At 39.2% G+C, this 26,585-nt stretch carries 26 protein-coding genes, 1 tRNA gene and 1 pseudogene; 24 read left to right on the plus strand and 4 right to left on the minus strand.

Annotated elements, in window-relative coordinates:
- Window positions 1–207 precede the first annotated feature (207 nt).
- The 4 genes from DXB63_RS06595 to DXB63_RS06610 all read right to left on the minus strand — a co-directional run bounded on the left by DXB63_RS06595 (window position 208) and on the right by DXB63_RS06610 (window position 2,590).
- A complete protein-coding gene (locus DXB63_RS06595) occupies window positions 208–1,623 on the minus strand; it encodes an alkaline phosphatase (RefSeq protein WP_122125613.1) in 1,416 nt (471 codons plus the stop codon).
- Window positions 1,624–1,677: 54 nt separating this feature from the next.
- Window positions 1,678–1,935 carry a hypothetical protein gene (locus DXB63_RS06600; protein WP_122125614.1) on the minus strand — a complete coding sequence of 86 codons (258 nt, stop codon included), beginning with the start codon at window positions 1,933–1,935 and terminating at the stop codon, window positions 1,678–1,680.
- 7 nt (window positions 1,936–1,942) lie between these two features.
- On the minus strand, window positions 1,943–2,305 hold the full coding sequence (locus DXB63_RS06605; protein WP_122125729.1) for a phage holin family protein: 363 nt from the start codon (window positions 2,303–2,305) through the stop codon (window positions 1,943–1,945).
- 81 nt (window positions 2,306–2,386) lie between these two features.
- Window positions 2,387–2,590 (minus strand): YtxH domain-containing protein, encoded by a 204-nt coding sequence (locus DXB63_RS06610; protein WP_122125615.1) that lies wholly within the window; start codon window positions 2,588–2,590, stop codon window positions 2,387–2,389.
- A gap of 201 nt (window positions 2,591–2,791) precedes the next feature.
- On the opposite strand from DXB63_RS06610, the gene DXB63_RS06615 reads away from it, so the two are divergent.
- From DXB63_RS06615 to pstC, 24 genes and pseudogenes are all read left to right on the plus strand, one after another.
- On the plus strand, window positions 2,792–3,559 hold the full coding sequence (locus tag DXB63_RS06615; RefSeq protein ID WP_122125616.1) for an SDR family NAD(P)-dependent oxidoreductase: 768 nt from the start codon (window positions 2,792–2,794) through the stop codon (window positions 3,557–3,559).
- Window positions 3,560–3,605: 46 nt separating this feature from the next.
- Entirely contained in the window at window positions 3,606–4,103 is a 498-nt protein-coding gene (locus tag DXB63_RS06620) for an SPOR domain-containing protein (protein WP_122125617.1), read from the plus strand.
- A 50-nt stretch (window positions 4,104–4,153) separates the two neighbouring features.
- Window positions 4,154–4,241 (plus strand) — tRNA-Ser (locus DXB63_RS17895).
- 252 nt (window positions 4,242–4,493) lie between these two features.
- A complete protein-coding gene (locus DXB63_RS06625; RefSeq protein ID WP_122125618.1) occupies window positions 4,494–5,306 on the plus strand; it encodes an AraC family transcriptional regulator in 813 nt (270 codons plus the stop codon).
- A 117-nt stretch (window positions 5,307–5,423) separates the two neighbouring features.
- On the plus strand, window positions 5,424–6,254 hold the full coding sequence (locus tag DXB63_RS06630) for a carboxymuconolactone decarboxylase family protein (RefSeq protein ID WP_122125619.1): 831 nt from the start codon (window positions 5,424–5,426) through the stop codon (window positions 6,252–6,254).
- Window position 6,255: 1 nt separating this feature from the next.
- Entirely contained in the window at window positions 6,256–6,822 is a 567-nt protein-coding gene (locus DXB63_RS06635) for a flavodoxin (RefSeq protein WP_122125620.1), read from the plus strand.
- Between the two features lie 231 nt (window positions 6,823–7,053).
- Window positions 7,054–7,293: pseudogene (locus tag DXB63_RS06640) on the plus strand (5-amino-6-(5-phosphoribosylamino)uracil reductase); the annotation flags it as partial.
- Window positions 7,294–7,342: 49 nt separating this feature from the next.
- Window positions 7,343–8,413: an alpha/beta hydrolase gene (locus DXB63_RS06645; protein WP_122125730.1), complete on the plus strand. Its 1,071-nt coding sequence runs from the start codon at window positions 7,343–7,345 to the stop codon at window positions 8,411–8,413.
- 1,032 nt (window positions 8,414–9,445) lie between these two features.
- Window positions 9,446–10,258: a 3'(2'),5'-bisphosphate nucleotidase CysQ gene (gene cysQ, locus DXB63_RS06650; RefSeq protein ID WP_122125731.1), complete on the plus strand. Its 813-nt coding sequence runs from the start codon at window positions 9,446–9,448 to the stop codon at window positions 10,256–10,258.
- 22 nt (window positions 10,259–10,280) lie between these two features.
- The gene (locus tag DXB63_RS06655) at window positions 10,281–11,837 is read left to right on the plus strand and encodes an SLC13 family permease (protein ID WP_122125621.1); all 1,557 of its coding nucleotides are present in this window, start codon (window positions 10,281–10,283) and stop codon (window positions 11,835–11,837) included.
- Window positions 11,838–11,851: 14 nt separating this feature from the next.
- A complete protein-coding gene (gene cysC, locus DXB63_RS06660) occupies window positions 11,852–12,460 on the plus strand; it encodes an adenylyl-sulfate kinase (protein ID WP_122125622.1) in 609 nt (202 codons plus the stop codon).
- A 15-nt stretch (window positions 12,461–12,475) separates the two neighbouring features.
- The gene (cysD, locus tag DXB63_RS06665; RefSeq protein ID WP_122125623.1) at window positions 12,476–13,384 is read left to right on the plus strand and encodes a sulfate adenylyltransferase subunit CysD; all 909 of its coding nucleotides are present in this window, start codon (window positions 12,476–12,478) and stop codon (window positions 13,382–13,384) included.
- A gap of 29 nt (window positions 13,385–13,413) precedes the next feature.
- Entirely contained in the window at window positions 13,414–14,844 is a 1,431-nt protein-coding gene (cysN, locus tag DXB63_RS06670; protein WP_122125624.1) for a sulfate adenylyltransferase subunit CysN, read from the plus strand.
- 6 nt (window positions 14,845–14,850) lie between these two features.
- Window positions 14,851–15,957 carry a sulfotransferase gene (locus DXB63_RS06675; protein WP_122125625.1) on the plus strand — a complete coding sequence of 369 codons (1,107 nt, stop codon included), beginning with the start codon at window positions 14,851–14,853 and terminating at the stop codon, window positions 15,955–15,957.
- Between the two features lie 76 nt (window positions 15,958–16,033).
- Window positions 16,034–16,966 carry a PCMD domain-containing protein gene (locus DXB63_RS06680; protein WP_233522817.1) on the plus strand — a complete coding sequence of 311 codons (933 nt, stop codon included), beginning with the start codon at window positions 16,034–16,036 and terminating at the stop codon, window positions 16,964–16,966.
- Between the two features lie 3 nt (window positions 16,967–16,969).
- Window positions 16,970–17,386 (plus strand): Holliday junction resolvase RuvX, encoded by a 417-nt coding sequence (gene ruvX, locus DXB63_RS06685; protein WP_122125627.1) that lies wholly within the window; start codon window positions 16,970–16,972, stop codon window positions 17,384–17,386.
- Between the two features lie 16 nt (window positions 17,387–17,402).
- The gene (gene def / locus DXB63_RS06690; RefSeq protein WP_122125628.1) at window positions 17,403–17,957 is read left to right on the plus strand and encodes a peptide deformylase; all 555 of its coding nucleotides are present in this window, start codon (window positions 17,403–17,405) and stop codon (window positions 17,955–17,957) included.
- Window positions 17,958–18,186: 229 nt separating this feature from the next.
- Entirely contained in the window at window positions 18,187–20,193 is a 2,007-nt protein-coding gene (locus tag DXB63_RS06695) for a tetratricopeptide repeat protein (protein ID WP_122125629.1), read from the plus strand.
- A gap of 79 nt (window positions 20,194–20,272) precedes the next feature.
- Window positions 20,273–22,213, plus strand: a complete 1,941-nt coding sequence (gene thrS, locus DXB63_RS06700; protein WP_122125630.1) for a threonine--tRNA ligase — start codon at window positions 20,273–20,275, stop codon at window positions 22,211–22,213.
- Window positions 22,214–22,331: 118 nt separating this feature from the next.
- Window positions 22,332–22,895, plus strand: a complete 564-nt coding sequence (gene infC / locus DXB63_RS06705) for a translation initiation factor IF-3 (RefSeq protein WP_122125732.1) — start codon at window positions 22,332–22,334, stop codon at window positions 22,893–22,895.
- A 64-nt stretch (window positions 22,896–22,959) separates the two neighbouring features.
- Window positions 22,960–23,157 carry a 50S ribosomal protein L35 gene (gene rpmI / locus DXB63_RS06710; RefSeq protein WP_122125631.1) on the plus strand — a complete coding sequence of 66 codons (198 nt, stop codon included), beginning with the start codon at window positions 22,960–22,962 and terminating at the stop codon, window positions 23,155–23,157.
- Between the two features lie 102 nt (window positions 23,158–23,259).
- Window positions 23,260–23,610, plus strand: a complete 351-nt coding sequence (gene rplT, locus DXB63_RS06715; protein ID WP_122125632.1) for a 50S ribosomal protein L20 — start codon at window positions 23,260–23,262, stop codon at window positions 23,608–23,610.
- 1,089 nt (window positions 23,611–24,699) lie between these two features.
- Window positions 24,700–25,662, plus strand: a complete 963-nt coding sequence (locus DXB63_RS06720; protein WP_369869583.1) for a PstS family phosphate ABC transporter substrate-binding protein — start codon at window positions 24,700–24,702, stop codon at window positions 25,660–25,662.
- A gap of 5 nt (window positions 25,663–25,667) precedes the next feature.
- Window positions 25,668–26,576 (plus strand): phosphate ABC transporter permease subunit PstC, encoded by a 909-nt coding sequence (gene pstC, locus DXB63_RS06725; RefSeq protein ID WP_122125633.1) that lies wholly within the window; start codon window positions 25,668–25,670, stop codon window positions 26,574–26,576.
- The last annotated feature ends 9 nt before the right edge of the window (window positions 26,577–26,585 follow it).

The following is a 26,585-nucleotide window of genomic DNA, read 5'->3' on the forward strand; positions in this document are numbered from 1 at the left end:
TTTCAGGATAACTCATTCAGTATCAATATAAAATTGGTAAACTGAAGGATGAAGCTTACAGGTAATTGTTGCACTGAGAGTATACAAAAAAAGGGATATCTGTGTTCATCCCCTATAAATATCGGGTGAGCCTAAAGCTACGCTGTACAACATGATTTATTTGATTGTACAGCGTAGCTTTTTATTTATTATAGATAATAGCAATGTTTAATATCCGGCAGCTTTTGATATGAATTTTGGAATATCGGTGTTATCGATTCTTCCGTGAAATTGTTCAGCGCCTACTCCGATAGCGAATACCGGTACATATCCATCGGAATGACCTCCACTGGTCCAGCCAACCAAAGCTATGTCGTTCAGAATCTCTTTTGCCAAAGCAGCCATAGGCTCATCTTTGAAATATTCGCTTTCTTTCATTTTAACTTCTTTTCCGGAAAAAGAGTGTTGATACTCTTCTTTCAAAAGTTGTTCCTGTTTTTCATTTAAAGTAATAGCATCCCAGAATCCCATATTTTCTTTGAGTAATGCTTGAATATCTTCCCAGGAAACTTGATTCTTTTTGTTCTTTCTTAATTCATTAATCTTTTTGGAAAGTGCTTCTTGTGATATTTTCTGATTAGCCAATGCCTTTAGGTTTAATTTATAAGGACCTTTCCCAAGAACGATTCCTCCGGTTTCATGATCGGCAGTGATAACGATAAGTGTTTCATCGGGATGCTTTTGGTAAAAATCGTATGCCAGTTTGACGGCGTTATCCATATCTATTACTTCTTGGAATACAGTTGCTGCGTCATTACTATGACATGCCCAATCTATTTTTCCGCCTTCTACCATGAGAAAGAATCCCTTATCTTCACCTTTGGTAAGGAATCGTATCGCACTTTCCGTAATTTGTGAAAGAGTCAAGTCATCAGCTTTACGATCAATAGCAAAAGGCAAGCTGGCATTGTCTTTTCCATCCTTTTGCATCAGAATCATTTTATCTGTTTGCTGGCATTTCATGTTAAATTCGTCAAAACCTTTGGTTATGGTATAACCGGACTTGTCAAATAAAGTATAGATGTTTTCAGCATTTTTATCTTTTTTGCCGGTTGGTTGAAGAAAACCTGAGCCTGCATAAAAGTCAAAACCGGCTTTAGGCAAATCGGTTGCTATTTCATAATACATTTTTCTGCTTGGTTGGTGGGCATAGAACGCTGCAGGCGTGGCATGGTCAATGCTGACACTTGTTGTAATACCGACTCTTCTTCCGGCTTCTTTTGCTTTAACTGCAATGCTATATATGTTAGTAGTGTCTTCGTTTACACCGATTGCGCTATTATAGGTTTTTTCCCCTGTGGCAAGGGCTGTACCTCCGGCTGCGGAGTCGGTAACTCCATTGGTTGCAGAGAAAGAAGTAGCCATTGTAGCCATTGGGAAACTGGCAAAGCATAAAGGAACTGTTCCTATTTTTCCTTGAAGTTCTCCCAAATACATTTCTGTACCATTTACTTGGTTCACACCCATACCATCACCAATAAAGTAAAATACGTATTTAGCTTGCTTGCCTTGAGCAACTCCTGCTGTTGTAAAGCTGAAAAATGCAATGAATGCAAATGCCAGCACATAAAATCTTCTTTTCATTTAATATGGTTTTATATTCTTTGGGGACAAAGGTCGTAAAAACGTTTGAAATAGTTATTTCATTCGTTTTAAAAAAGCTTTAACTCGTCTCATGATTTTAATTCCTGTCATAACGCCGTCAAATATGGCCAAACCGGTATTGAAACTTTGCATGATAGGATGGGCGGCTTTTTCAGTGGGGGTAGGAGCAAATGTCTTTTTTACAGATGAGATAATCACACTTCTTTGTTTCTCTATTTGCAGACGGAGCGCTTCTTTACGCTTGCCGATTTCTTCCAAAGTGATTGTTTTCTGTTGAGTCGTATTATCCATAATCCGTCTATTTATTTGAGTCATTAAGAAATAAGTTGGCGAGGAAATTAACCATCGGGTTTATGAATAACTTCTTTCTGAAAAAATAGGCGATTGCCATTAACAAGAATGTTATTCCGGCTATAATGACAAAACTGTATTGTAATCCGCCAACTATGGGAGCGAGAAAGTGGGCGAAAGCAAATAATAGATAAAACAGGGCTATCATTCCCAATACGACAAGAATCAGCACCATTGTAAAGGTGGAGATGAGAATTGTCATCTTTTCTACAATTTCCAGTTTGGTATAATCCTTTTGTAGGATAATATACTTTTTAATGTCAGCATATAACTGCTGTAGGTTATCTATATTTTGGTCGTCTGAGAACATTGTTTTGTTATCTATAAGAGTATACAACATAATAAAGAGTGTCTAAAAAGAGATAATCACTTTTTAGACACTCCATTTAATTCATTCTTCACCTTTAATTTCGGATGCGATCTGATCGACCAACTCGTCCATTTCGTTACGATTTAATTTGATTCCTTTTTTACGAAGGATTTCAACGATTCTTGCACGAGTGTCTTCTCCTTTCTCTGGAGCAAATAAGATACCAAGGGCAGCTCCTACGGCAGCTCCGCCTAAAAATGCTGCTAATACACTTAAACTTTTCATAATTTTTTTGTTTTGAGTTTCTACAAATCTAACGAATTTATCGTGAAGTTGTTCGATTGTTAAGTTATTTTTTATAAATAATGAGTTGCTAACAGATGAATCTATAAATTCGTGACTTCGGTTAAATAAATTTAACCTGTTTAATCGTTCTCTCTATTGAATATAGCGTACTTTTGCCATATTTAATAATGTTAGAAAATCATGAAGGATAAAATAGTATTAATAACAGGTGCAACAAGCGGTATTGGCGAAGGCTGTGCGCGCAAGTTTGCCTCACAAGGAGCTAATCTTATTCTGAATGGAAGAAACATTCAGAAGTTGGATGCTTTGAAAGCAGATTTAGAGAACCGCTTTGGTGTCCGGATATTACTTTTGCCTTTTGATGTACGTGACCGCGAAGCTGCTACGACAGCGATTGCTTCTTTATCGGGTAAATGGGCTGACATTGATATTCTGGTAAATAATGCCGGTTTGGTTATTGGTGTAGATAAAGAATTTGAAGGTAATCTGGATGAATGGGATATTGTTATCGATACGAATGTGAAAGGATTGCTTGCTATGACACGCCTTGTTGTACCGGGTATGGTAAAGCGTGGACGCGGACATATTATTAACATCGGCTCTATTGCCGGAGATGCCGCATATCCCGGCGGAAGTGTGTATTGTGCAACAAAAGCTGCTGTGAAAGCCCTTTCCGACGGACTTCGCATTGATTTAGTGGATACACCCTTGCGTGTGACAAATATAAAGCCCGGTATGGTGGAAACAAATTTTACGGTGGTGCGTTATCGTGGTGATAAAGAGCGTGCCGATGAATTTTATAAGGGTATCAGACCGTTGACCGGTGATGATATTGCCGAAACGGTTTATTTTGCAGCTTCTGTTCCCGAACATATTCAAATTGCAGAAGTGTTAGTTATGCCTACCCATCAGGCTACCGGTACGATTTCGTATAAAAAGATAGATTGAATAATAGTTGAATAAGGTAAAATATTAATTAAAGCAGAGAATAGATATGAAAAAGTTAGCGATTTTAGGTGTCGGACTTTGTGTAGTGCTGGCATTTACCTCTTGTAAGTCTAGTGAAAGTGCGTATAAGAAAGCGTATGAGAAAGCAAAACAACAAGAATTGGCAGAACCGGAAGTTACGGCTCCTGTAGAAGTTGCTCCGGTGGTAACGGCTCCGGTTGAAGCTCCTAAAACTACTTCGACAGCTTCCGTACGTGAAGAGAAAGTGACAGTAGTGACCGGTGACGCAAACGGATTGAAGAATTACAGTGTTGTTTGCGGAAGTTTTGGCTTGAAAGCAAATGCCGAGAGTTTGAAGGATTTCTTAGACGGACAAGGATATAATGCAATTATTGCATTCAATGCGGATAAAGCGATGTATCGTGTGATTGTCAATACATTTGATGACAAAGCGTCTGCTGCCAATGCAAGAGATGCATTCAAAGCAAAATATCCGAATCGTGAAGATTTCCAAGGTTCTTGGATCTTATATCGCGTATATTAATAAAGGGATTAGGTTCCGGTGGTAAGAGTTTTTTCTTATCACCGGTTCAAGGAAAGATGCCAGAGTGATCGAATGGGGCGGACTCGAAATCCGCTATACGGCTTTGCTGTATCCAGGGTTTGAATCCCTGTCTTTCCGCTTTTAATATTGAAAAACAATAAGTTATGGAGATGGAACTTGTGGGTTCTATCTCCATTTTTATTATGAGCATTTATTGGAAACATACTTCTTATGAGTGGTTTTAGCAAGAATGTTTAGAATATGTTTAGAGAATAATCAGTGTTCGCTAAATACAGTTTTATAAATATTCTTCTGATGTAAAAATGAGCTTTACAGCAAATAATATACGAAACTAACGCGTTATATTTGCAAAAATAAAAAGCTAATGATATGGAACAATTAGATGTATTCGATTGCTCGAATGTGCTTATAGCGTGTTATTTTACTGATGATCGGGGATGTGCTCACGAAAACCGGGAACATACGCTTATTTACTTGTGTTCCGGAGAATTGGAAATAGAGGAACGTGGAAAGAAAACTATTTTGCATCCTGGAGATTGCGCCTTTATGCGACGTGACAATCGAATGTGGTTACATAAAAGAGTCAAGGAAGGTAAACCGTATCGTTCTGTTGTACTGAAGTTTTCAAGGGCTTTTCTTCGAGAATTTTATCAAACACTTGGTCGGCAACAAGTTCCGACAGATTCTAAACGAGAAAAAGTAAGTCTGCGTGTATTGCCGAAAAACAGATTGGATATACAATCATTGTTTGGATCGGTTATTCCGTATTTTGATGCGGGTAAGAAACCTTCAGAGGAGGTTTTGAAACTGAAGATGATTGAAGGAGTCTATGTCTTGCTCAATACAGACAGGAATTTCTACGCTTCTTTATTTGATTTTGTAGAACCTTGGAAGATTGATATTATTGATTACCTGAATGAAAATTACATGTGTGATCTTTCCATGAATGAAATTGCAAGTTACACAGGACGTAGTCTGGCTACATTCAAAAGAGATTTTGCCAAAGTGAGCGATTTAACACCCCAAAAATGGATTATCAAACGACGTCTTGAAGCAGCACATGATTTAATTAAATCAGGGAAAAAGAAAGTTACCGAAGCCTGTTTCGATGTGGGATTTAAGAACTTGTCTCATTTTTCCAGAGTATATAAGGAAACCTACGGTGTTGCACCGTCATGGTAGAATGAATCTTTCAATAAAAAATGAGCTTTTTGGCAAATATCGTAAGACTCTTTTGGCGTTTTATCATGAAAGTTAAACATTGATCATTGTGAATGTCTGATTTAAAAATCGTATGATATGAAAATAAGAGTAACTTCATTCGTTTTATTATTAATTTTAATATTTCCTGTAATGGTAAGATCACAAGTTAAAATCCAGCAAACGGTCGGGCATGATGCACTCGGCGATTTTGCACCCGAGTTTGCGCGTCTCAATGACGACATTCTTTTCGGAGAAGTGTGGAGTCGAAATGACCTTCTTTCTCTCCGGGATCGTTCTGTAGTAACTGTTGTTGCGCTTATGGCACAAGGACTGACCGATTCTTCGTTTAAGTATCATCTTGAATCGGCAAAAAAGAACGGAGTAACAAAAGATGAAATAGCGGAAATCCTCACTCATGCCGCTTTTTATGTGGGGTGGCCTAAAGCGTGGGCGGCTTTCCGTATGGCAAAGGAGGTATGGACCGGTGATGCTGAAAGTATCGCTATTGATTCACTTAATGCGTATGCACAATCTATTATTTTTCCGGTTGGTAAACCGAATGATGCCTATGCTAAATATTTCATCGGGAAAAGCTATCTCGCACCTATTGTGGCGACAGGTGTTCCCATCGCTAATGTTACTTTTGAACCGGGTTGCCGTAACAATTGGCATATACACCACGCTACTAAAGGCGGCGGACAAACACTCGTATGTGTTGGGGGTCGCGGTTATTATCAGGAATGGGGAAAGGAACCGGTAGAGCTATTGCCCGGTGATGCTGTTCATATTCCGGCAGATGTAAAACATTGGCATGGAGCAGCTCCTGACAGTTGGTTCTCTCATCTTGCCATAGAGGTTCCCGGTGAGAATAGTAGTAATGAATGGCTTGAGCCTGTTAATGATAAAGAATATTTTAAATTAAAATAAGATGAAACATATAATATTGATATTTATGAGCCTTATCTGTTTTAGCTGTTCGTCAAAAGCACAGAAACAAACAGCAGATATTAACGCACAGTCCGACAAGAGAATTCTTGTCGCCTATTTCTCTTGTACCGGAACCACTGAAAAGACGGCAGATGCCATTGGTAAAGCGGTTGGTGGAAAGCTCTATCGGATTACTCCGGCCGAAGCCTATACATCGGCAGATCTTGATTGGAACAATAAGGCAAGCCGAAGTTCAGTTGAAATGACTACTGAAAACTCACGTCCGGAGTTAGGCGGTGAGCAGATTGACATTGAGGATTACGATGTAGTATTTCTCGGCTATCCGATATGGTGGGATTTGTGTCCGCGTCCTGTCAACACATTCCTTGAAAAGTATGACTTTTCCGGTAAGACTGTTATCCTGTTTGCTACTTCTGGAGGAAGTTCAATAACCAATAGTGTAAAACAGCTCAAGAAACTTTATCCAAAGATCGTATGGGGAGAAAGCCGATTACTTAACGGAGGTGTCAAGCAAGCCGGAGAATGGGCGAAACAAGTGATTGAATAGTCTTGTGGAAGAACTTTGCGTCGCCGTGGATTTCTCATGATAGTTGCATTGGCTACCTACCGGACTTGATTAGTTTTCTGCTTATTGGAGATCGTTATAATGCCGAATAGCAGAAATAGGTAGAACGAAAAAATCAGCAAAAAAGGTAACTTAATCCGTGATTTGTTTAATATCGGAGCAGATAAACTGTACTACCTTTGTTCCATATTATTAATTAAACAACAAAAAGATATGAAACCTTACATTATCAGTCATATGATGACATCTGTTGATGGCCGTATCGACTGCCCAATGGTTGGGCAACTGAGTACAGACGAATATTACATTGCATTAGAAAAACTTGGCTCTTGTTCAAAACTGTCAGGACGTGTAACCACTGCATTGGAATGTTCGGTAGTAAAAGAGGAAGGAACCCCGATGGTGGGAAAAAAGATTGGCGGAAAATCGGTACATGTTGCCCGGCAGTCAGATATAGTCTGGTTACGCTACAAAATGAAATGAAACTAATTATGTAAAAATGATGAAGATACAGACAATTGCCATCCTGACGTTTCTAACCTTTACAAACGTCATAGCATCAGAAATAACAACGGTAAAGGATATAAAATCAATTGATATGGATACATTAGAATTAACGCAAGAGTGGGATAAGAGATTTCCGCAGAGCGACAAAGTGGAACACTCTAAAATAACCTTCCATAACCGCTACGGTATTACGCTTGCCGCAGACTTGTATAAACCGAAAAATACGCAAGGACGTCTGGCTGCTATTGCGGTAAGCGGTCCTTACGGAGCTGTGAAAGAGCAGGTTTCAGGCCGTTACGCACAGATTCTTGCCGAGCGTGGCTTCTTAACCATTGCATTTGATCCTTCGTTCTACGGAGAGAGCAGTGGTACACCCCGTTACCTCACTTCGCCCGAGATTAGCACGGAAGATTTCAGTGCGGCAGTCGATTATCTGACTATCCGTGATGATGTAGATCCGGAACGTATCGGCATCCTTGGTATTTGCGGTTGGGGTGGTTTCGCCCTCAATGCCGCGGCTAATGACCCGCGCATCAAGGCTACAGTAACCTCGACCATGTACGACATGAGCCGTGTGAATGCCAACGGGTATTTCGATACCATGAGTGCAGATGACCGTTACAGGTTGCGTGAACAACTCAATGCGCAGCGCACCGAAGATTATCGCAACGGCAGTTATGAACGCAACGGTGGTGTGGTAGATCCTGTTCCTGAAGATGCCCCGCTTTTTGTTCGTCAGTATCACGACTATTATAAAACGGCGAGGGGATATCACCGTCGTTCGCCCAATTCCAACGAGGGAATCAGTAAGACCAGTTCTTTGGCATTTATCAATATGCCGCTCCTTACTTATATCGGTGAAATACGCAGTGCCGTCCTGATGGTACATGGAGCTGAAGCTCATTCACGGTATTTCAGTGAGGATGCCTACAAACGGTTGATGGGTGATAATAAAGAACTTTTGATTATTCCCGGTGCCAATCATGTCGATCTATATGATAACCTTGATGTAATACCTTTCGATAAGATAGACGAATTCTTTAAGGAAGCCTTGAAAGGAAAATAAACACTGAACTTCCGAACAAAGCAAATTGAGCCTCGCAACAAAGACGTTGTGGGGCTTTACTTTTACTTTTGTACCAAACTAATGGATAAAAGCTTATTCTTTTTGAGTAGCAAAGAATTAACTTGGATCAGTTAATGTTTGGATGAGTACGGTCGATTGTTTGCAAACGATAGGAGTTTGTCATCAATCGACCGTATGTTTGTTTACAAACGTCCTTATGTTTTTTTCAATCAACCTGATGATTTTAAAAAACATCGAGGTCATTTTTAGAAATTTCATGCTGTATTTGCATAAATCGAAATTACTTTTTTCTACCTTCACCTTATCACTTTTGCTGTTTTATTATTGATTGGTAGCTTGTTGCGGTGAAGGTACTTTTTTAGTTGAGAGTAGAGAAAGCCGATGGTTTACGGATGACACGGATGGAGCTGATGAAGACGGATTTCTTTTTATTAATCTGTTATAATCAGCCTAATCAGTGTTATCCGTGTACCAAGTTCTCTAAATCTCTTGTATAAAAAGTTGATCTATATTTTTGCAGTTCAATTCTGAACTACTTTCACTGTAATCGTTTGTTTATAAATGATTTATGCTCGAATGGTGAAGAGTGAAGGCAAGATGAGTTAAATTACTCAAATAAGCAAATTAAAGAAAAAACAGGTTGAAAACACCTAAGGGAGCGCTGCCCTACGCCTAAGAGGGTGTTGCCTTACACCTAAGGGAGCGTTACCTTTCGTCCCCTTGTGCGTAAGCCATCACTTACGGGGGCGATAGATGATGACGTGTGGATGCGCGTAGATTGTTCTATTTCTAAAGAAAGTGTTCTGTTTGAAATATACTTTTAGTTAAAGTTTTGCATAGTAAAAAGATGTAGTATAATTAATAATCAAATATTTGCATCCTGTTCATTTTTTGTCTACTTTTGACGCCTCAATCGAAAAAGTAGACGGATGAAATGTCTGCTTTTTATTTGTCATTACGCCCTTTATGAAAACTTTTTTTGTTTGTGGCGTTTTTACTAAGATGAAAAAGATGGATAAAGATACTTTATTTAGTGCAATAAAGGCTGCATTGAGAGCCGGATTCGATATATTAGAGATTTATAATGATCCCTTATCTGATTTTGGTATTGAAAAGAAAGCAGACAATTCACCCTTGACAATTGCAGATAAAAAAGCGCATGAGACAATTGCTTCGTTTCTTGTAAATACACCTTATCCGATATTGAGCGAAGAAGGTAAAAAGATGGATTTTGCAGAACGTGAGAATTGGAATACTTTATGGATCGTAGATCCGTTGGACGGAACAAAGGAATTTATCAAGAAAAACGGTGAATTTACGGTGAATATTGCATTGGTGAAAAATAGAGTTCCGGTGATGGGAGTGATTTATGTGCCGGTAAAACAGGAACTTTATTTTGGGGAAGAAGAGTTAGGGGCTTTTAAATTGTCGAATATTTCTTCTTTGGATGAAAATGACTCGATAGATAAATTGATTGCCCGTTCCAATAAACTGCCTTTGGATAGTGCGAACGATGATGACACGTATGTTGTTGTTGCATCCCGTTCCCATCTAACTCCGGAAACGGAAGCCTATATCGCAGAGGTACGAAAAGAACATCCGTCTGTTGAAATGGTATCCAGTGGCAGTTCCATCAAAATATGTTTGGTAGCTGAAGGAAGTGCAAATGTATATCCTCGTTTTGCTCCTACAATGGAGTGGGATACGGCAGCGGGACATGCTATTGCGAGAGCCGCCGGAAAGGAAATTTATCAGGCGGGAACTAACAAGCCTCTTGTATATAATAAGGAGGATTTGTTGAACCCTTGGTTTATTGTAAAGTAGAAGTAGAAAGGTAAAGAGATACATGAACTTTGAAGTCATATTTGTATTACTTGTATTAATCGGGATGGTAGCCGCTTTGGTCTTAGACAAGATGAGACCGGGTATGGTACTGTTTTCTGTCGTTGTTATCTTTCTCTGTGCCGGTATTCTTTCTCCTAAAGAGATGATTGAAGGGTTCAGCAATAAAGGGATGATAACAGTTGCCATGCTTTTCCTTGTAAGCGAAGGGGTACGCCAAAGCGGAGCATTGGGACAGGTGATTAAAAAACTGTTACCGACAAAGAAAACCACCGTTTTTAAAGCGCAAGCCAGGATGCTTCCGACGATTGCCGTTATTTCAGCTTTTCTGAACAATACGCCGGTAGTGGTTATATTTGCACCGATTATCAAACGTTGGGCGAAGAAGGTAAACCTGCCTGCTACAAAATTTCTTATTCCTTTATCATATGCGACAATATTGGGAGGGATTTGTACTTTAATCGGTACTTCTACCAATTTGGTTGTTCACGGTATGGTATTAGAGGCCGGCTATGAAGGTTTTACAATGTTTGAACTAGGTAAAGTCGGTATTTTTATAGCTATAACAGGTATTGCCTATCTGTTTTTATTTTCCAGTAAATTATTACCCGATTCACGTGCGGATGTTGCCGGAGCGGAAGTGGAAGAAGAAGCGGAAGTAGAACATTTACACCGGGTAGAAGCAGTATTAGGACCTCGTTTCCCGGGTATAAAAAGAACACTGAAAACCTTTGACTTTAAACGTCACTATGGAGCTGAGGTGAAAGAGATAAGGAGAGGTGGACGCAGTATTGTAACGGGGATGGATGAAGTTGAGTTACGTGAAGGTGATACGCTTGTTTTGTTGGCCGACAGTTCCTTTATTCCTACATGGGGAGAGTCCTCTGTCTTTATCATGCTTGCCAATGGAAGTGATGTGGACCCTTCTGCCGGAAAAAAGAAACGCTGGTTTGCACTTGTTTTATTGATTTTTATGATTGTAGGTGCTACAGTCGGTGAACTTCCTGTGACAAAAGAAGCTTTCCCCAACCTTAAACTGGATATGTTCTTTTTTGTCAGTATTACCACCGTATTGATGGCTTGGACAAAGCTTTTCCCACCGAAGAAGTACACGAAATATATATCTTGGGATATTCTTATCACGATTGCTTGTGCTTTTGCTATTAGTAAGGCGATGGAGAACTCCGGTTTTGCGGCTCTTGTTGCTAAATATATAATAGGTCTTGCCGACAACTACGGACCTTATGCCTTGTTGGCAGTTGTGTTTATTATCACTAACTTATTTACTGAGTTGATAACTAACAATGCGGCAGCGGCGTTGGCTTTTCCGGTAGCGCTATCTGTTGCCGACCAGTTGGGAGTGAGTCCTACACCGTTCTTTGTCGTTATTTGTATGGCTGCATCGGCTTCGTTCTCCACACCGATTGGTTATCAGACGAATTTAATTGTGCAAGGTATCGGCAACTATAAGTTTACGGATTTCGTAAAGATTGGTTTGCCGTTGAATATAATCGTATTTTTATTATCCATATTTTTAATTCCTTTATTCTGGAAGTTTTAATTTAATGTTTTAAGATGGAAGACAACCACATATATCCGATATTTGACCGTATGCTGGGTCGTAAAGATAAAGAAGAAATGCTGAAACAGCATAGTGTGATGATTTGGTTTACCGGACTGTCCGGTTCCGGAAAAAGTACGGTAGCCATAGCATTGGAACGAGAGCTTCATAAAAGAGGATTACTTTGCCGTATCCTTGACGGAGATAATATCCGTAGCGGTATCAACAATAATTTAGGTTTTTCAGAAGCAGATCGTGTTGAAAATATCCGTCGTATAGCCGAAGTCGGGAAATTGTTTATAGATTCAGGTATTATTGCCATAGCCGCTTTTATCAGTCCGAATAATGATATACGTGAGATGGCTTCCAATATTATCGGAAAAGATGATTTCTTGGAAGTATTTGTGAATACGCCGTTGGAAGTGTGTGAAGAAAGAGATGTGAAAGGTTTGTATGCAAAAGCCCGTAAAGGTGAAATTAAAAATTTTACAGGTATCAGTGCTCCATTTGAAGCACCGGAACATCCGGCCCTTTTATTGGATACGTCCAAATTGTCTTTGGAAGAATCAGTCAATAAATTATTGGAACTGATATTGCCTAAAGTATGTAATTGTAGAAAATAATATAATATATAAAACATGTCAGAGTATAAATTAAGCCACTTGCAGGAACTCGAAGCTGAGTCGATACATATTATCCGCGAAGTGGCGGCGGAATTTGAGAATCCTGTAATGCTTTACTCCATCGGAAAAGATTCGTCAGTGATGGTTCGTTTGGCGGAAAAGGCTTTTGCGCCCGGTAAGGTACCGTTCCCGTTGATGCATATCGATTCAAAGTGGAAGTTTAAGGAAATGATTCAGTTTCGTGACGAATATGCTAAAAAATATGGTTGGAATCTGATTGTTGAGTCCAATATGGAAGCATTTCATGCCGGCGTAGGTCCGTTTACTCATGGAAGTAAGGTACATACGGATTTGATGAAGACACAAGCATTGTTGCGTGGATTAGATAAATATAAGTTTGATGCAGCCTTTGGAGGTGCACGCCGTGATGAAGAGAAAAGTCGTGCGAAAGAGCGTATCTATTCTTTCCGTGATCGCTTCCACCAATGGGACCCGAAGAATCAGCGTCCCGAGCTTTGGGATATTTACAACGGACGTGTACATAAAGGTGAGAGCATCCGTGTATTTCCGTTAAGTAACTGGACGGAACTTGATATCTGGCAATATATCCGATTGGAGAATATACCTATTGTTCCTCTTTATTTTGCAAAAGAACGCCCTTGTGTAGAGATAGACGGTAATTTGATTATGGCGGATGACGATCGTTTGCCGGAGAAATATCGTGATCAGATTAAGATGCGTATGGTTCGTTTCCGTACTTTAGGATGTTGGCCTTTGACCGGGGCTGTGGAGAGTAATGCAGATACAATCGAAAAGATTGTGGAAGAAATGATGACGACGACTAAGAGTGAACGCACTACCCGTGTCATTGATTTCGATCAGGATGCAAGTATGGAGCAAAAGAAACGTGAAGGGTACTTCTAATTATGAAGAATTAAAATCAAGAATTAAGAATGGATACAAAATTAGATATAAAGGCTTTCCTCGACAAAGACGAACAAAAAGACTTACTTCGTTTGCTGACTGCCGGTTCTGTGGATGATGGAAAGTCAACGCTTATCGGTCGTTTATTATTCGATAGTAAAAAGTTATATGAGGATCAGCTCGATGCCTTGGAAAGAGATAGTAAACGAATGGGTAATGCCGGTGATCATATTGATTATGCATTATTACTTGACGGTCTGAAAGCAGAGCGTGAGCAGGGCATCACAATTGATGTGGCTTATCGTTATTTCTCTACTAACAATCGTAAGTTTATCATTGCCGACACTCCGGGACACGAACAATATACCCGCAATATGATAACCGGCGGTTCGACTGCCAACCTTGCAATCATTCTCGTCGATGCCCGTACAGGTGTGATTACACAAACTCGCCGACATACTTATCTTGTTTCCCTGTTAGGAATCAAGCATGTGGTTTTGGCTGTCAATAAGATGGACTTGGTAGATTTTTCAGAGGAACGTTTTAATGAAATAGTGGGTGAGTACAAGAAGTTTGTGGAACCGCTTGGTATTCCGGATGTAAACTGTATTCCGTTGTCGGCTTTGGATGGCGATAATGTTGTGGAGAAGTCTGACCGTACTCCATGGTACAAAGGCATTTCTTTATTAGACTTTTTAGAAACGGTTCATATAGCTAGTGACCATAACTTCGATGATTTCCGTTATCCGGTTCAGTATGTATTGCGTCCGAATCTTGATTTCCGTGGTTTCTGCGGAAAAGTAGCTTCCGGGGTTGTTCGTAAAGGAGACACGGTGATGGCATTACCTTCAGGGAAAACGTCCAAGATTAAGAGCATCGTAACTTATGACGGAGAACTGGACTACGCATTTCCTCCCCAATCTGTGACGCTTACATTGGAAGATGAGATAGATGTGTCTCGTGGAGAGATGCTTGTACATCCCGATAATCTTCCGATGGTAGACCGTAATTTCGAAACGATGTTAGTGTGGATGGATGAGGAGAATATGGATATGAATAAACATTTCTATATCAAGCAGACCACAAATTTAACCCGTGCTCATATCAGCAATATTCGTTATCGTGTGGATATCAATACAATGGAACATATTGAAAACGTTCCGGCGTTGAAGTTGAATGAGATTGCCAATGTGGTATTGACTACAGCCAAACCTTTGTTCTTCGACTCATATCAAAAGAATAAAGCGTGCGGTTCTTTTATTTTGATAGATCCGATTACTAACAATACCAGTGCGGTAGGTATGATTATCGACCGTGTGGATTCTAAAGATATGATATCAGAAGAACTTCCTGTATTGAATCTTCCGAAGTTAGGAATAGGAGAGGAACATTATGAAGCGATTGAAAAGGCTTGTAAAGACCTCGAACGTCAGGGAGTAGCCATAAATATAATAAAGTAAAGAAAGATGGGATTACTTGAATTTAATAAACTGCCGATTAATACATTGGTAGGAGCAGATTGGAAAACCTTTCATGATATTACGAAAGGAAGGGATATTGATAAAGGTTACCGTCAGAAGTATTATTTAACGAAAGGTGTATGCCGTTTATTAAGTCTGTTGAAACCTATACAGGATAGCAAATACAGGAAATTATTGGCAGATAAACCTTTGGAAAATGACCCGGTGTTTATTTTAGGACATTGGAGAAGCGGTACAACCTTTGTTCATAATGTATTTTCTTGCGACAAGCATTTCGGTTATAATACCACTTATCAAACCGTTTTTCCTCATTTGATGATGTGGGGACAGGCATTCTTTAAAAAGAATATGTCTTGGTTGATGCCGGATAAACGTCCGACGGATAATATGGAATTGGCTGTGGATTTGCCGCAGGAAGAAGAGTTCGCTTTGTCGAATATGATGCCTTATACGTATTATAACTTCTGGTTTTTACCTAAATATATGCAGGAGTATTGTGATAAATATTTGCTCTTCAATGATATTCCTGAAGAAGAGTTGAAAGTATTTGAGGATGTCTTTACAAAGCTGATTAAAATTTCGCTTTGGAATACAGGCGGTACACAATTCCTTTCAAAGAATCCTCCTCATACCGGACGTGTAAAGGAGTTGGTGAAGATGTTCCCGAATGCGAAGTTTATCTATCTGATGCGTAATCCTTATACGGTGTTTGAAAGTACACGCAGTTTCTTTACGAATACGATTCAACCGTTGAAACTTGAGAATATTTCTAATGAGCAGATTGAAGAAAATATTTTGTCTGTTTATGCAAAGCTTTATCATAAATATGAAGAAGATAAAAAGTTTGTTCCAGAAGGGAATCTGATTGAAGTGAAGTTTGAGGATTTTGAAGTTGATGCGATGGCCAAGACAAAAGAAATCTATGAGAAATTGTCTATCCCGGGTTATGAAGCTGCTAAAGAGGATATTGAGAAATATCTGGGACAGAAGAAAGGATACAAGAAAAACAAGTATACCTATGATGCCCGTACCGTGCAATTGGTAGAAGCAAATTGGGATTTTGCTTTGAAAGATTGGGGATATACGTTATAGTTGGCGAATAACCATATTACTGAGAGATTTGAGTATTAATAAAATAAATAATAATATGTATAAGAAATTAGGCTTAATGTTATTTCTGGGAAGCATGTTCGTTTTTATGCAAGCTCAGGAGAGAGTAGTACCGATACCTTTTGGCGATATGAATAATTGGGTGACTAGAAAAATACACGAATCAGGAATTATAGGTGGTGCTACGAAATCTGTTTATGCCGTTGGTCCTACCCAAACAATAGAAAAAAACGAGGCTTATGAGAACTTGGGCGGTTCTCCATGGGCTACTTCCAATGTTTTTGCAAAAGTAGCGGGAATCAGTAAAACAAATGTTTCCGTGTTTCCTGAAAAGCGGGGTGACGGATATTGTGCCCGTTTGGAGACGCGTTATGAGAGTGTGAAAGTATTCGGATTAGTTGATATAGAAGTTATTGCTGCCGGCTCACTCTTTACAGGAAGTGTGCATGAGCCCATCAGTGGAACAAAAAATCCGATGAGAATGTTAAATATGGGTATTCCTTTTACGGAAAAGCCGAAAGCGCTTCGTTTTGACTATAAAATAAAAATGTCGGGAGAATCGGATAGGGTTTGTTCTACAGGATTCAGTAAAAAGACGAAAGTAAAAGGAACGGATTATCCGGTGGTTGTACTCCTTCTTCAAAAGAGGTGGGAAGACGGGAAAGGAAATATTTATGCTATACGTGTAGGCACGATGGTGCTACGTTATGACAAAAGTACCGATTGGGTCAATGGAGCCACTTATCCGATTCATTACGGGAATATCACTAAAGAACCTTTCTATGTGGAAGAATGGATGAAGATACAGGATCAAGAACGATATTCAACAAATAGCAAAGGTAAAAGCGTTCCTGTAAAGGAAATGGGATGGGGTACGGCAAATGATATGCCTACACACATGGTGTTGCAGTTCGCTTCCAGCCATGGAGGAGCATATATCGGTTCACCGGGTAATGCGATGTGGGTGGATAATGTTGCATTAGTCTATTAATTCATGGGGAGGATATTGGCTCTGGATTATGGAAGGAAGCGTACAGGTGTTGCCGTAAGTGATCCTTTAAAGATTATAGCGAACGGATTGACTACTGTGCCTACTCATGAGTTACTTGTTTTTTTGCAAAATTATATGGTAAAAGAACAAGTAGAAAGGATTCTTATCGGCCTTCCTAGGCAGATGTCCGGAGAACTGTCTGAAAGTATGAACTATATACGACCGTTTGTAGCCCGTTTGAAGAAAACATTTCCTGATATTCCGGTGGAGTTCGTTGACGAACGTTTTACTTCCGTCTTGGCACATCAAGCCATGCTCGACGGGGGATTAAAGAAAAAAGAACGGCAGAATAAGGCATTGGTAGATGAGATCAGTGCAACGATTATTCTTCAGTCTTATTTAGAGAGTAAAAGAACATAATTAAAAAACGATAAATATGATATTACCTATTTATACATACGGGCAACCTGTATTACGCAAAGTTGCGGAAGATATAACTCCTGACTATCCGGAGTTGAAAGAATTGATTGCCAATATGTTTGAAACAATGACGCATGCGGAAGGTGTGGGACTTGCTGCTCCGCAGATAGGACTTCCTATTCGTATAGTAACGATTGACTTGGATGTGCTTTCAGAAGATATGCCTGAATATAAAGATTTCCGTAAGGCATTTATTAATGCGCATATACTTGAAAAAGAGGGGGAAGAGGTTTCCATAGAAGAAGGTTGTTTGAGTTTGCCTGGCATTCATGAAGCAGTTAAGCGTAAAAACCGTATTCATGTAAAGTATCTGGATGAGAATTTGGAAGAACATGATGAATGGGTGGAAGGATACTTGGCCCGTGTAATGCAACATGAATTCGACCATTTGGATGGTAAAATGTTTATTGACCATCTTTCTCCGTTGCGCAAACAGATGATTAAAGGAAAATTGAATGCCTTGCTGAAAGGTAAAGCGCATTGCACCTATAAGGTAAAGACCGTGAAGTAATCGGTATGTCGGTATGACCCTGCCGTGGGTCACCCTGCCACCCTGCTGTGGGTTGCTTCATCACCCTGCTGTGGGTTACCTTACCACCCTGCCGTGAGTCGTCATGTCGCCCTCTGCAGGGTGTATTATGATTGCCGGACAGATCTTTGTTGCTGTGAAAAAAAGTTATATCCCTTGCCACTTCATTCTAAATCATTACTTTTGCTAACTATTGATAACTAGAAGGTAAATGGTGAAAAGAATTATAATATGCCTCCTGTTGTATCCGGCTTTGTTGTGTGCACAGATCAATACAGACAGGGTGATGACAATAGGACGGAACGCTTTATATTTTGAGGACTACGTATTGTCTATCCAATATTTCAATCAAGTGATAAATGCTAAACCGTATTTGTCCGAACCTTACTTCTACAGAGGTTTGGCAAAGATAAATCTGGATGATTATCAGGGAGCGGAAGAGGATTGTTCGGAAGCGATTAAGCGCAATCCTTTTGTGGTTAGTGCTTATCAGGTGAGGGGTTTGGCAAGAATTAAACAGGATGATTACAAGGGGGCGATAGAAGATTATAAGGTTGCTTTGAAATATGATCCGGAAAATGTAGGTATCTGGCATAATATGGCGCTTTGTGAGATTCAGGAAAAGAATTATGATCAGGCAAAGGATGATTTAAACAAGTTGCTTAAAATATCTCCTAAATATACAAAAGCTATTTTGATGCGTGGAGAAGTGTCTCTGAAACAGAAAGATACGATTCAGGCAATGAAAGATTTTGATTTGGCGATTGAAATGGATAAGTATGACGGTGATGCGTGGGCTTCGCGTGCGATACTGAATCTGCAGCAAGAGAGATATAAAGAGGCTGAAGGTGACTTGGATCAGGCTATTCATTTGACACCTAAGAATGCAGGTAATTATATCAATCGTGCATTAGCGCGGTTCCATCAGAATAATCTGAGAGGTGCAATGAGTGACTATGATTTTGCGTTGGATGTAGATCCGAATAATTTCCTTGGACATTATAACCGTGGTTTGCTTCGTGCACAGGTAGGTGATGATAACCGTGCTATCGAGGACTTCAATTTCGTTATCGAAATGGAGCCGGATAATATGATGGCTATCTTTAACCGTGCCGTATTGCTTGATCAGACAGGAGATTATAAGGGGGCAATAAAAGACTATTCCAAGGTAATCGAGGAATATCCTAACTTTTTGACCGGCTATCATTATCGTGCTCAGGCTCGTCGTAAGGTTGGTGATATCAAAGGTGCGGAAGCTGATGAGTATAAGGTGTTGAAAGCAGAGATTGACCGTCAGAATGGTGTAAAACAGAATGATGTCGCTGATGCTAACGGGGATAAGACCCGTAAGAAGTCGGATAAGAATATGAATAATTACCGGAAAATTGTAGTAGCCGATAATTCGGATTCCGAACCTACTTATAAGAGTGAATACCGGGGAAAGGTACAAGATAAGAATGTCACTATTACGCTTGAACCGATGTATGTGCTGACTTATTATGAGAAGCCGAGCGAAGTCAGACGTCAGGTAAATTATTATAAATATATTGATGATTTAAATCGTAGAAAAGCGTTGTCTTCCAGATTGTTGATAACTAATCAGGAAACAGCTCTGACGGAAGCACAGGTGAAAGAGCATTTTGCCTCTATCGATGAACATACTTCTGTTATCGTAGAGCATCCGAATGATGCGATAGCCCGTTTTGCACGTTCACTGGATTTCTATCTGGTGCAGGATCTCGACAATGCAATTGCTGATTTGACACAAGCTATTATCTGTGATGGTACATTCTTCCCCGCTTATTTCAACCGTGCGCTTATCCGTTATAAACAGTTAGAATACAATAAAGCGGAAGATGAAATGAACCGTACTGCGGGTAATGCTGTAATACCTAAACCGGAAGTGAAGGTGATGGATTATGATATTATAAAGAATGATTTGGATAAAGTTATAGAATTGGCTCCTGATTTTGTCTATGCTTATTATAATCGTGGTAATGTGCTGTCAGTCTTGAAAGACTACCGTGCGGCGATTGTGGATTATGATAAGGCTATAGCTTTAGATCCTAATTTCGCAGATGCTTATTTCAATCGAGGGTTGACACATATATTTCTTGGCAATAATCGTCAGGGTATAGCAGATCTGAGTAAAGCGGGCGAATTGGGTATTGTATCAGCTTATAATATTATAAAACGTTTTACAGAACAAAAGGAATAACATTTTTTAGATAAAAGAGAAGAAACTAAAAAGAATTAGTTATTTTTGCGTTTCAATTAAAGAGTATAAACATAAAATTATGATAAAGATAACATTTCCTGACGGCTCTGTTCGTGAGTACAACGAAGGAGTTACCGGTCTGCAAATAGCAGAAAGTATCAGTTCGCGCTTGGCGCAGGACGTTCTTGCTTGCGGCGTAAACGATGAAACACGTGATTTGAATTTTCCTATTAATGAAGATGCAACAGTTGTTCTTTATAAATGGGAGGACGAACAAGGTAAACATGCATTTTGGCATACGAGTGCCCACTTATTGGCAGAGGCTTTGCAAGAACTGTATCCGGGCATTCAATTTGGTATCGGTCCGGCTATTGAAAACGGATTCTATTATGATGTAGATCCGGGTGAAGCTGTAATCAAAGAAGCCGATTTGCCTGCTATTGAGGCTAAAATGGCAGAATTAGCTGCAAAGAAAGAGGTTTTGGTTCGTCAGAACATTGCTAAGACAGATGCTTTGAAGATGTTTGGAGAAAGAGGTGAAACTTATAAATGTGAGTTGATCTCCGAATTGGAAGACGGCCATATCACAACTTATACACAAGGTGCGTTTACAGACCTTTGTCGTGGACCGCACTTGATGAACACAGCCCCTATTAAAGCGATTAAGTTACTTTCTGTGGCTGGTGCTTATTGGAGAGGGCATGAAGATCGTAAACAGCTGACACGTATATATGGTATTACTTTCCCGAAAAAGAAAATGTTGGATGAATATCTGGCAGTTTTGGAGGAAGCAAAGAAGCGTGACCATCGTAAAATCGGTAAGGAGATGGATTTGTTCATGTTCTCTGATACTGTGGGTAAAGGACTCCCTATGTGGTTGCCGAAAGGTACTGCATTGCGTATCCGTTTGCAGGATTTCTTACGTCGCATTCAGGCACGTTATGATTATCAGGAAGTGATGTGTCCGCCTATTGGTAATAAACTGTTGTATGTTACTTCAGGGCATTATGCTAAATATGGTAAAGATGCTTTCCAACCTATTCATACTCCGGAAGAAGGAGAAGAATATTTCTTGAAACCGATGAACTGTCCGCATCACTGTATGATTTATAAAAATACGCCGCGTTCGTATAAGGATCTTCCTTTACGTATTGCTGAATTCGGTACGGTTTGTCGTTACGAACAAAGTGGTGAACTTCACGGATTAACCCGCGTGCGTAGCTTTACACAGGATGACGCCCATATTTTCTGTCGTCCGGATCAGGTTAAAGATGAATTCCTTCGTGTGATGGATATTATCTCTATTGTATTCCGTTCAATGAACTTTGAAAACTTTGAGGCACAGATTTCTTTGCGTGAGAAAGTGAATCGTGAAAAGTATATCGGTAGTGATGAAAACTGGGAGAAAGCAGAACAGGCTATTGTTGAGGCTTGCGAAGAAAAAGGATTGAAAGCGAAAGTTGAATATGGTGAAGCTGCATTCTATGGTCCAAAACTCGACTTTATGGTGAAAGATGCTATCGGTCGCCGTTGGCAGTTGGGTACTATTCAAGTGGATTATAACTTGCCGGAACGCTTCAATCTTGAATATATGGGATCTGATAACGTGAAACATCGTCCGGTAATGATTCACCGTGCACCGTTTGGTTCAATGGAGCGTTTTGTTGCTGTTCTAATCGAACATACGGCAGGAAAGTTCCCGTTATGGCTTACTCCGGAGCAAGTTGCTATTTTGCCTATCAGTGAGAAATTCAATGATTATGCAGCAGATGTAAAGAAATATCTGGCTACTCAGGATATTCGTGCGATAGTTGACGATAGAAATGAAAAAATCGGTCGTAAGATTCGCGATAACGAAATGAAACGTATTCCATATATGCTGATTGTCGGTGAAAAAGAAGCAGCAAACGGTGAAGTTGCGGTTCGTAAACAAGGTGAAGGAGATAAGGGAACCATGAAATATGAAGAATTTGGTAAGATTTTAGCCGAAGAAGTTCATAATATGATAAATAAATGGTAACTTTGTCGCCGCTTATAAAAGCATGGACATATTGTATGTCTGTAAACGTTGCTTTTAAGCTTAACTAATAAACAATTTGATAATAAACAAAAAACAAACAGGTACTAAAGGTTATTTAATGAAGAATGACAGTTTAAAAGGGCAACATCGAATTAATGAACAAATTCGTGCCAAAGAAGTCCGCATAGTGGGCGATGATATTGAATCTGCGGTTTATCCGATCTCTCAGGCCTTGAAGATGGCTGAAGAGCATGAGATGGATTTAGTTGAAATCTCTCCAAATGCCGTTCCACCCGTTTGTCGTATTATTGATTATTCAAAATTTCTTTATCAGTTAAAGAAGCGTCAAAAGGAACAAAAAGCAAAACAGGTTAAAGTAAATGTAAAGGAAATACGTTTCGGGCCTCAGACAGATGACCATGATTATAACTTTAAGTTAAAACATGCAATTGGTTTTTTGCAGGATGGGGATAAAGTGAAAGCTTATGTATTCTTTAAAGGCCGTTCTATCCTTTTCAAGGAACAAGGTGAAGTGTTGTTGCTTCGTTTTGCCAATGATTTGGAGGATTATGCAAAAGTAGAACAGATGCCGTTATTGGAGGGTAAGCGAATGACGATTTTTCTTTCTCCTAAAAAGAAAGATGCTCCTAAAAAAGCAAAGCCGACAGAAACAGAAGAATAAAATGTGTAACGTGCAGGTATAGTACGTTGCCATATAATTTAATAATTTAAAATAAATAATTAAGATGCCAAAGATCAAGACTAACTCCGGTTCTAAAAAAAGATTCGCTCTTACCGGAACAGGTAAAATCAAAAGAAAGCACGCTTTCCACAGTCACATTTTGACTAAGAAAACTAAAAAGCGTAAAAGAAACTTATGCCACAGCGGTTTAGTTGATGCAACTAACGTAGCACAGGTTAAGGAACTTTTAGCAATGAAGTAATCATAAGCGTACAACGTATTATTTTAAGTATTAACCGAATGCATTAGCTTGAAGTTCGCTACGTGAAGTAACGACGCTAACATTCAAAAAAGAATTAAAACTATGCCAAGATCAGTAAATCATGTTGCTTCAAGAGCAAAAAGAAAGAAAATTTTAGGACTTACCAGAGGTTACTTTGGTGCAAGAAAGAATGTATGGACAGTAGCAAAAAACACTTGGGAAAAGGGTTTGACCTACGCATACCGTGATCGTAAGAACAAGAAAAGAAATTTCCGTGCTTTGTGGATACAGCGTATTAATGCTGCTGCTCGTTTGGAAGGAATGTCTTATTCTAAATTAATGGGTGGTTTGCATAAAGCAGGTATCGAAATAAACCGCAAGGTTTTAGCCGATTTGGCAATGAATCATCCGGAAGCTTTTAAAGCGGTGGTTGCTAAAGCTAAAAACGCTTAATAAGAGATTTTTAAGAATTAATGAGGGACTGTTTACATTGTAGGCAGTCCCTTGTTTTTTATTATTAGTCCGAATGATATTTGCTAGTGTGAGTAAATTTTTCTTTTGATTGAAATCTAATTATCAATATACAGTCGATTGTTTTCAAACAATAGGAGTTTGTGAACAACGGACCGTATGTTTGTTTTCAATCGACCGTATGTTTTAAAATCATTAAGGTGCTTTCTTAATTCATCGGGATGTTTTTTTTATTCAACCGGCTTGGGGTAAATGCTGCATTTTGCTGACATAAATACCAGTTAAAACAGAATTATTCTCATTCATCCTTCAATCCTTCAGCCTCTGTATATTATATCTGATTATCAGTGAGTTATCATGAATCTTTATCATGGAGAAGATTCAGCCGATAAAACAGATTGCCCTACATATCTTCTGTCGAAGACTATCCTGTTGTAGGTTTCTCAAATATCTGTTTACTCAGTCTTTCAACTGAAGGATAGCATCCTTCAGTCTAATGTGTTATGAATCAAGCGAAAATCCGGAAACTGAAAGATGAAAGAGCTTTGAACGAATCAGAATTATCTATGGTTTGGTTGTCTTTCTGTTTAAACAGTTTTAGCTTTTATAAGCAAAGAAAAAGGGGCGTTTTCTTGCTTATTTAAAGCAAAACTTCTATATTTGTGTTAGTAAAATATTAGCCGCATTGGTTTGACTGGGAAACTCATCAAGTAAATCAGAAAACCGAGACAAGCTTCGCTTCTCAATGGCGGGCCACACCTTAGGGTAGCATTTATGCCAGTGGATTACAAAGAGGACGAGCACTCAAAACATGTCATTCGGAGTTTCATCACATCTATACCGGTGCGGCTTTTTTATGTCCTTTTTTAACGAATTGTGTCCGATTCTTAAAATGTCCTATTCCTAAGAAAAGTATTCTGATAATTAAAAACTGTCATTAAATTAATTGATTTAATAATAAAATCATATTATATTGATGAAAAAAGTTAGTGAAAACTTCATTTGTTTTAAAAGTTTGCTACCTTTGCCGCTATTCTTGTTAGTGGTAAATTCATTAAATTCAATTTAATTATGATGAAAAAAATGTTTATCGGTGCAATCTTGGCTGCATATATGTGCACTCCTTTGGGTAGTCAACAAGTAGTGGCTCAGCAAAAAGATAACTTGAAAGGAGAGATTTCATTATCCGGTGCTTTTGCTCTTTATCCAATGGTAGTGAAGTGGGCGGAAGAATTTAAAAAGATTCATCCTAATGTGCGTATTGATATCTCCGGGGGTGGTGCCGGAAAAGGTATGACGGATGCACTTGCAAAAGTCGTTGATTTAGGGATGGTTTCTCGGGATATTCATGATGTTGAGATAAAGAAAGGTGCGTTTGCTTTTGCTGTGATAAAGGATGCGGTTGTTCCGACTATCAATGCAAATAATCCTGTTATGGAAGATATAAAGAAGAAAGGATTAAGCCGTGAAGTTGCATTGAAACTTTGGAATGGGGAATATGAAACGTGGGGACAAGTATTAGGTACTGACAGTAAAGTTCCGGTTCATGTTTATACACGTTCGGATGCTTGCGGGGCTGCAGAAACATGGGCTGCTTGGTTTGATAAACGTCAAGAAGATTTGCAAGGTACGGCTGTATTCGGTGATCCGGGTGTAGCATCAGCTGTTCAAAAGGACAAGGTCGCTATCGGCTTCAATAATATAGCTTATGCTTTCGATCAGAAATCCAGACAACCTTATGAAGGTATGGCTATTATTCCTTTAGATGTTAACGGAAATGGAAAAATAGATCCGGAAGAAGATTTTTATTCAAGTTCCATGCGTTTGATTACTGCTATTATTAAGGGACAATATCCTTCTCCTCCTGCACGTAATCTGTTTTTGGTTGGTAATGGTGTGCCGACTAAACCTGAGGTAATAGAATTTATTAAGTTTATTCTGACTGACGGACAAAAATATGCTTTGGGTACAGGGTATATCCCTTTACCGAAAGCCACAGTACAACAAGAATTAGCTAAACTTAAAAAGAACTGATTCTCATGTCATTTTCTCTATTAAAACGGAGGATTTATAAAGATAACTGTGCAAAATCGTTGATGTTTACATTGACGGTTTTGTCTTTATTCCTCTTAGTCTTTATGGGAGTAGGGTTATACCTGAAGTCCCGTATGATTTTGGATGAATATTCCTTGTGGACATTGCTCTCTACGGCTGATTGGAAACCTTTGAAGGGTTCGTTTGGCTTTTTACCTTTCATTGTTGGTACATTGGCAGTAACGGCTCTTTCAATTTTAATAGCGTTGCCTATTGCTTTATTAACAGCATTATATCTATCGGAGTATGCTTATTCGTGGACCAAACGGGTGGTTTTTCCGGTATTGGATATATTGGCCGGTATTCCTTCTGTCGTATATGGGGTGTGGGGTACTTTAATTATTGTTCCATGGATTGCCGATAGTTTAGGGCCGAACTTTGTTGATTATACTAGTGGATATACGGTGTTGGCTAGTGGTATTGTTCTGGGTGTCATGATATTGCCGATTTTAGTAAGCCTTTTCATAGAGATATTTACGATTGTTCCGCAGGATTATAGAGACGCGGCTGCTTCGTTGGGAGCTACTAAATGGCAGATTTCCAGTAAAGTTATTTTGCGCAAATCATTACCGGGTATTATTGCTGCAATAGTACTTGCCATATCGAAAGCATTTGGAGAAACAATTGCGGTATTAATGGTGTGCGGTAATTTTGCTGAAATTCCTCGCTCATTGTTTGATCCTTGTTATCCGCTTCCGGCTTTGATCGCTAATAATTATGGAGAAATGCTTTCATTGCCCTTATATGAATCGGCTTTGATGTTTGCTGCATTTATTTTATTCTTTATTATATTGGTATTCAATGTAATATCTCGTATTATGCTACAGAAAATAGAAAAGAGTTTTAAACTATAAGAATAATGT

The sequence above is a fragment of the Bacteroides sp. OM05-12 genome, assembly GCF_003438995.1.
Classification (GTDB): Bacteria; Bacteroidota; Bacteroidia; order Bacteroidales; family Bacteroidaceae; genus Bacteroides.

Coding starts and splice junctions, on each gene's coding strand:
- DXB63_RS06595 (WP_122125613.1), bottom strand. CDS start 1,623: ATGAAAAGAAGATTTTATGTGCTGGCATTTGCATTCATTGCATTTTTC.
- DXB63_RS06600 (WP_122125614.1), bottom strand. CDS start 1,935: ATGGATAATACGACTCAACAGAAAACAATCACTTTGGAAGAAATCGGC.
- DXB63_RS06605 (WP_122125729.1), bottom strand. CDS start 2,305: ATGTTCTCAGACGACCAAAATATAGATAACCTACAGCAGTTATATGCT.
- DXB63_RS06610 (WP_122125615.1), bottom strand. CDS start 2,590: ATGAAAAGTTTAAGTGTATTAGCAGCATTTTTAGGCGGAGCTGCCGTA.
- DXB63_RS06615 (WP_122125616.1), top strand. CDS start 2,792: ATGAAGGATAAAATAGTATTAATAACAGGTGCAACAAGCGGTATTGGC.
- DXB63_RS06620 (WP_122125617.1), top strand. CDS start 3,606: ATGAAAAAGTTAGCGATTTTAGGTGTCGGACTTTGTGTAGTGCTGGCA.
- DXB63_RS06625 (WP_122125618.1), top strand. CDS start 4,494: ATGGAACAATTAGATGTATTCGATTGCTCGAATGTGCTTATAGCGTGT.
- DXB63_RS06630 (WP_122125619.1), top strand. CDS start 5,424: ATGAAAATAAGAGTAACTTCATTCGTTTTATTATTAATTTTAATATTT.
- DXB63_RS06635 (WP_122125620.1), top strand. CDS start 6,256: ATGAAACATATAATATTGATATTTATGAGCCTTATCTGTTTTAGCTGT.
- DXB63_RS06645 (WP_122125730.1), top strand. CDS start 7,343: ATGAAGATACAGACAATTGCCATCCTGACGTTTCTAACCTTTACAAAC.
- cysQ (WP_122125731.1), top strand. CDS start 9,446: ATGGATAAAGATACTTTATTTAGTGCAATAAAGGCTGCATTGAGAGCC.
- DXB63_RS06655 (WP_122125621.1), top strand. CDS start 10,281: ATGAACTTTGAAGTCATATTTGTATTACTTGTATTAATCGGGATGGTA.
- cysC (WP_122125622.1), top strand. CDS start 11,852: ATGGAAGACAACCACATATATCCGATATTTGACCGTATGCTGGGTCGT.
- cysD (WP_122125623.1), top strand. CDS start 12,476: ATGTCAGAGTATAAATTAAGCCACTTGCAGGAACTCGAAGCTGAGTCG.
- cysN (WP_122125624.1), top strand. CDS start 13,414: ATGGATACAAAATTAGATATAAAGGCTTTCCTCGACAAAGACGAACAA.
- DXB63_RS06675 (WP_122125625.1), top strand. CDS start 14,851: ATGGGATTACTTGAATTTAATAAACTGCCGATTAATACATTGGTAGGA.
- DXB63_RS06680 (WP_233522817.1), top strand. CDS start 16,034: ATGTTATTTCTGGGAAGCATGTTCGTTTTTATGCAAGCTCAGGAGAGA.
- ruvX (WP_122125627.1), top strand. CDS start 16,970: ATGGGGAGGATATTGGCTCTGGATTATGGAAGGAAGCGTACAGGTGTT.
- def (WP_122125628.1), top strand. CDS start 17,403: ATGATATTACCTATTTATACATACGGGCAACCTGTATTACGCAAAGTT.
- DXB63_RS06695 (WP_122125629.1), top strand. CDS start 18,187: ATGGTGAAAAGAATTATAATATGCCTCCTGTTGTATCCGGCTTTGTTG.
- thrS (WP_122125630.1), top strand. CDS start 20,273: ATGATAAAGATAACATTTCCTGACGGCTCTGTTCGTGAGTACAACGAA.
- infC (WP_122125732.1), top strand. CDS start 22,332: ATGAAGAATGACAGTTTAAAAGGGCAACATCGAATTAATGAACAAATT.
- rpmI (WP_122125631.1), top strand. CDS start 22,960: ATGCCAAAGATCAAGACTAACTCCGGTTCTAAAAAAAGATTCGCTCTT.
- rplT (WP_122125632.1), top strand. CDS start 23,260: ATGCCAAGATCAGTAAATCATGTTGCTTCAAGAGCAAAAAGAAAGAAA.
- DXB63_RS06720 (WP_369869583.1), top strand. CDS start 24,700: ATGATGAAAAAAATGTTTATCGGTGCAATCTTGGCTGCATATATGTGC.
- pstC (WP_122125633.1), top strand. CDS start 25,668: ATGTCATTTTCTCTATTAAAACGGAGGATTTATAAAGATAACTGTGCA.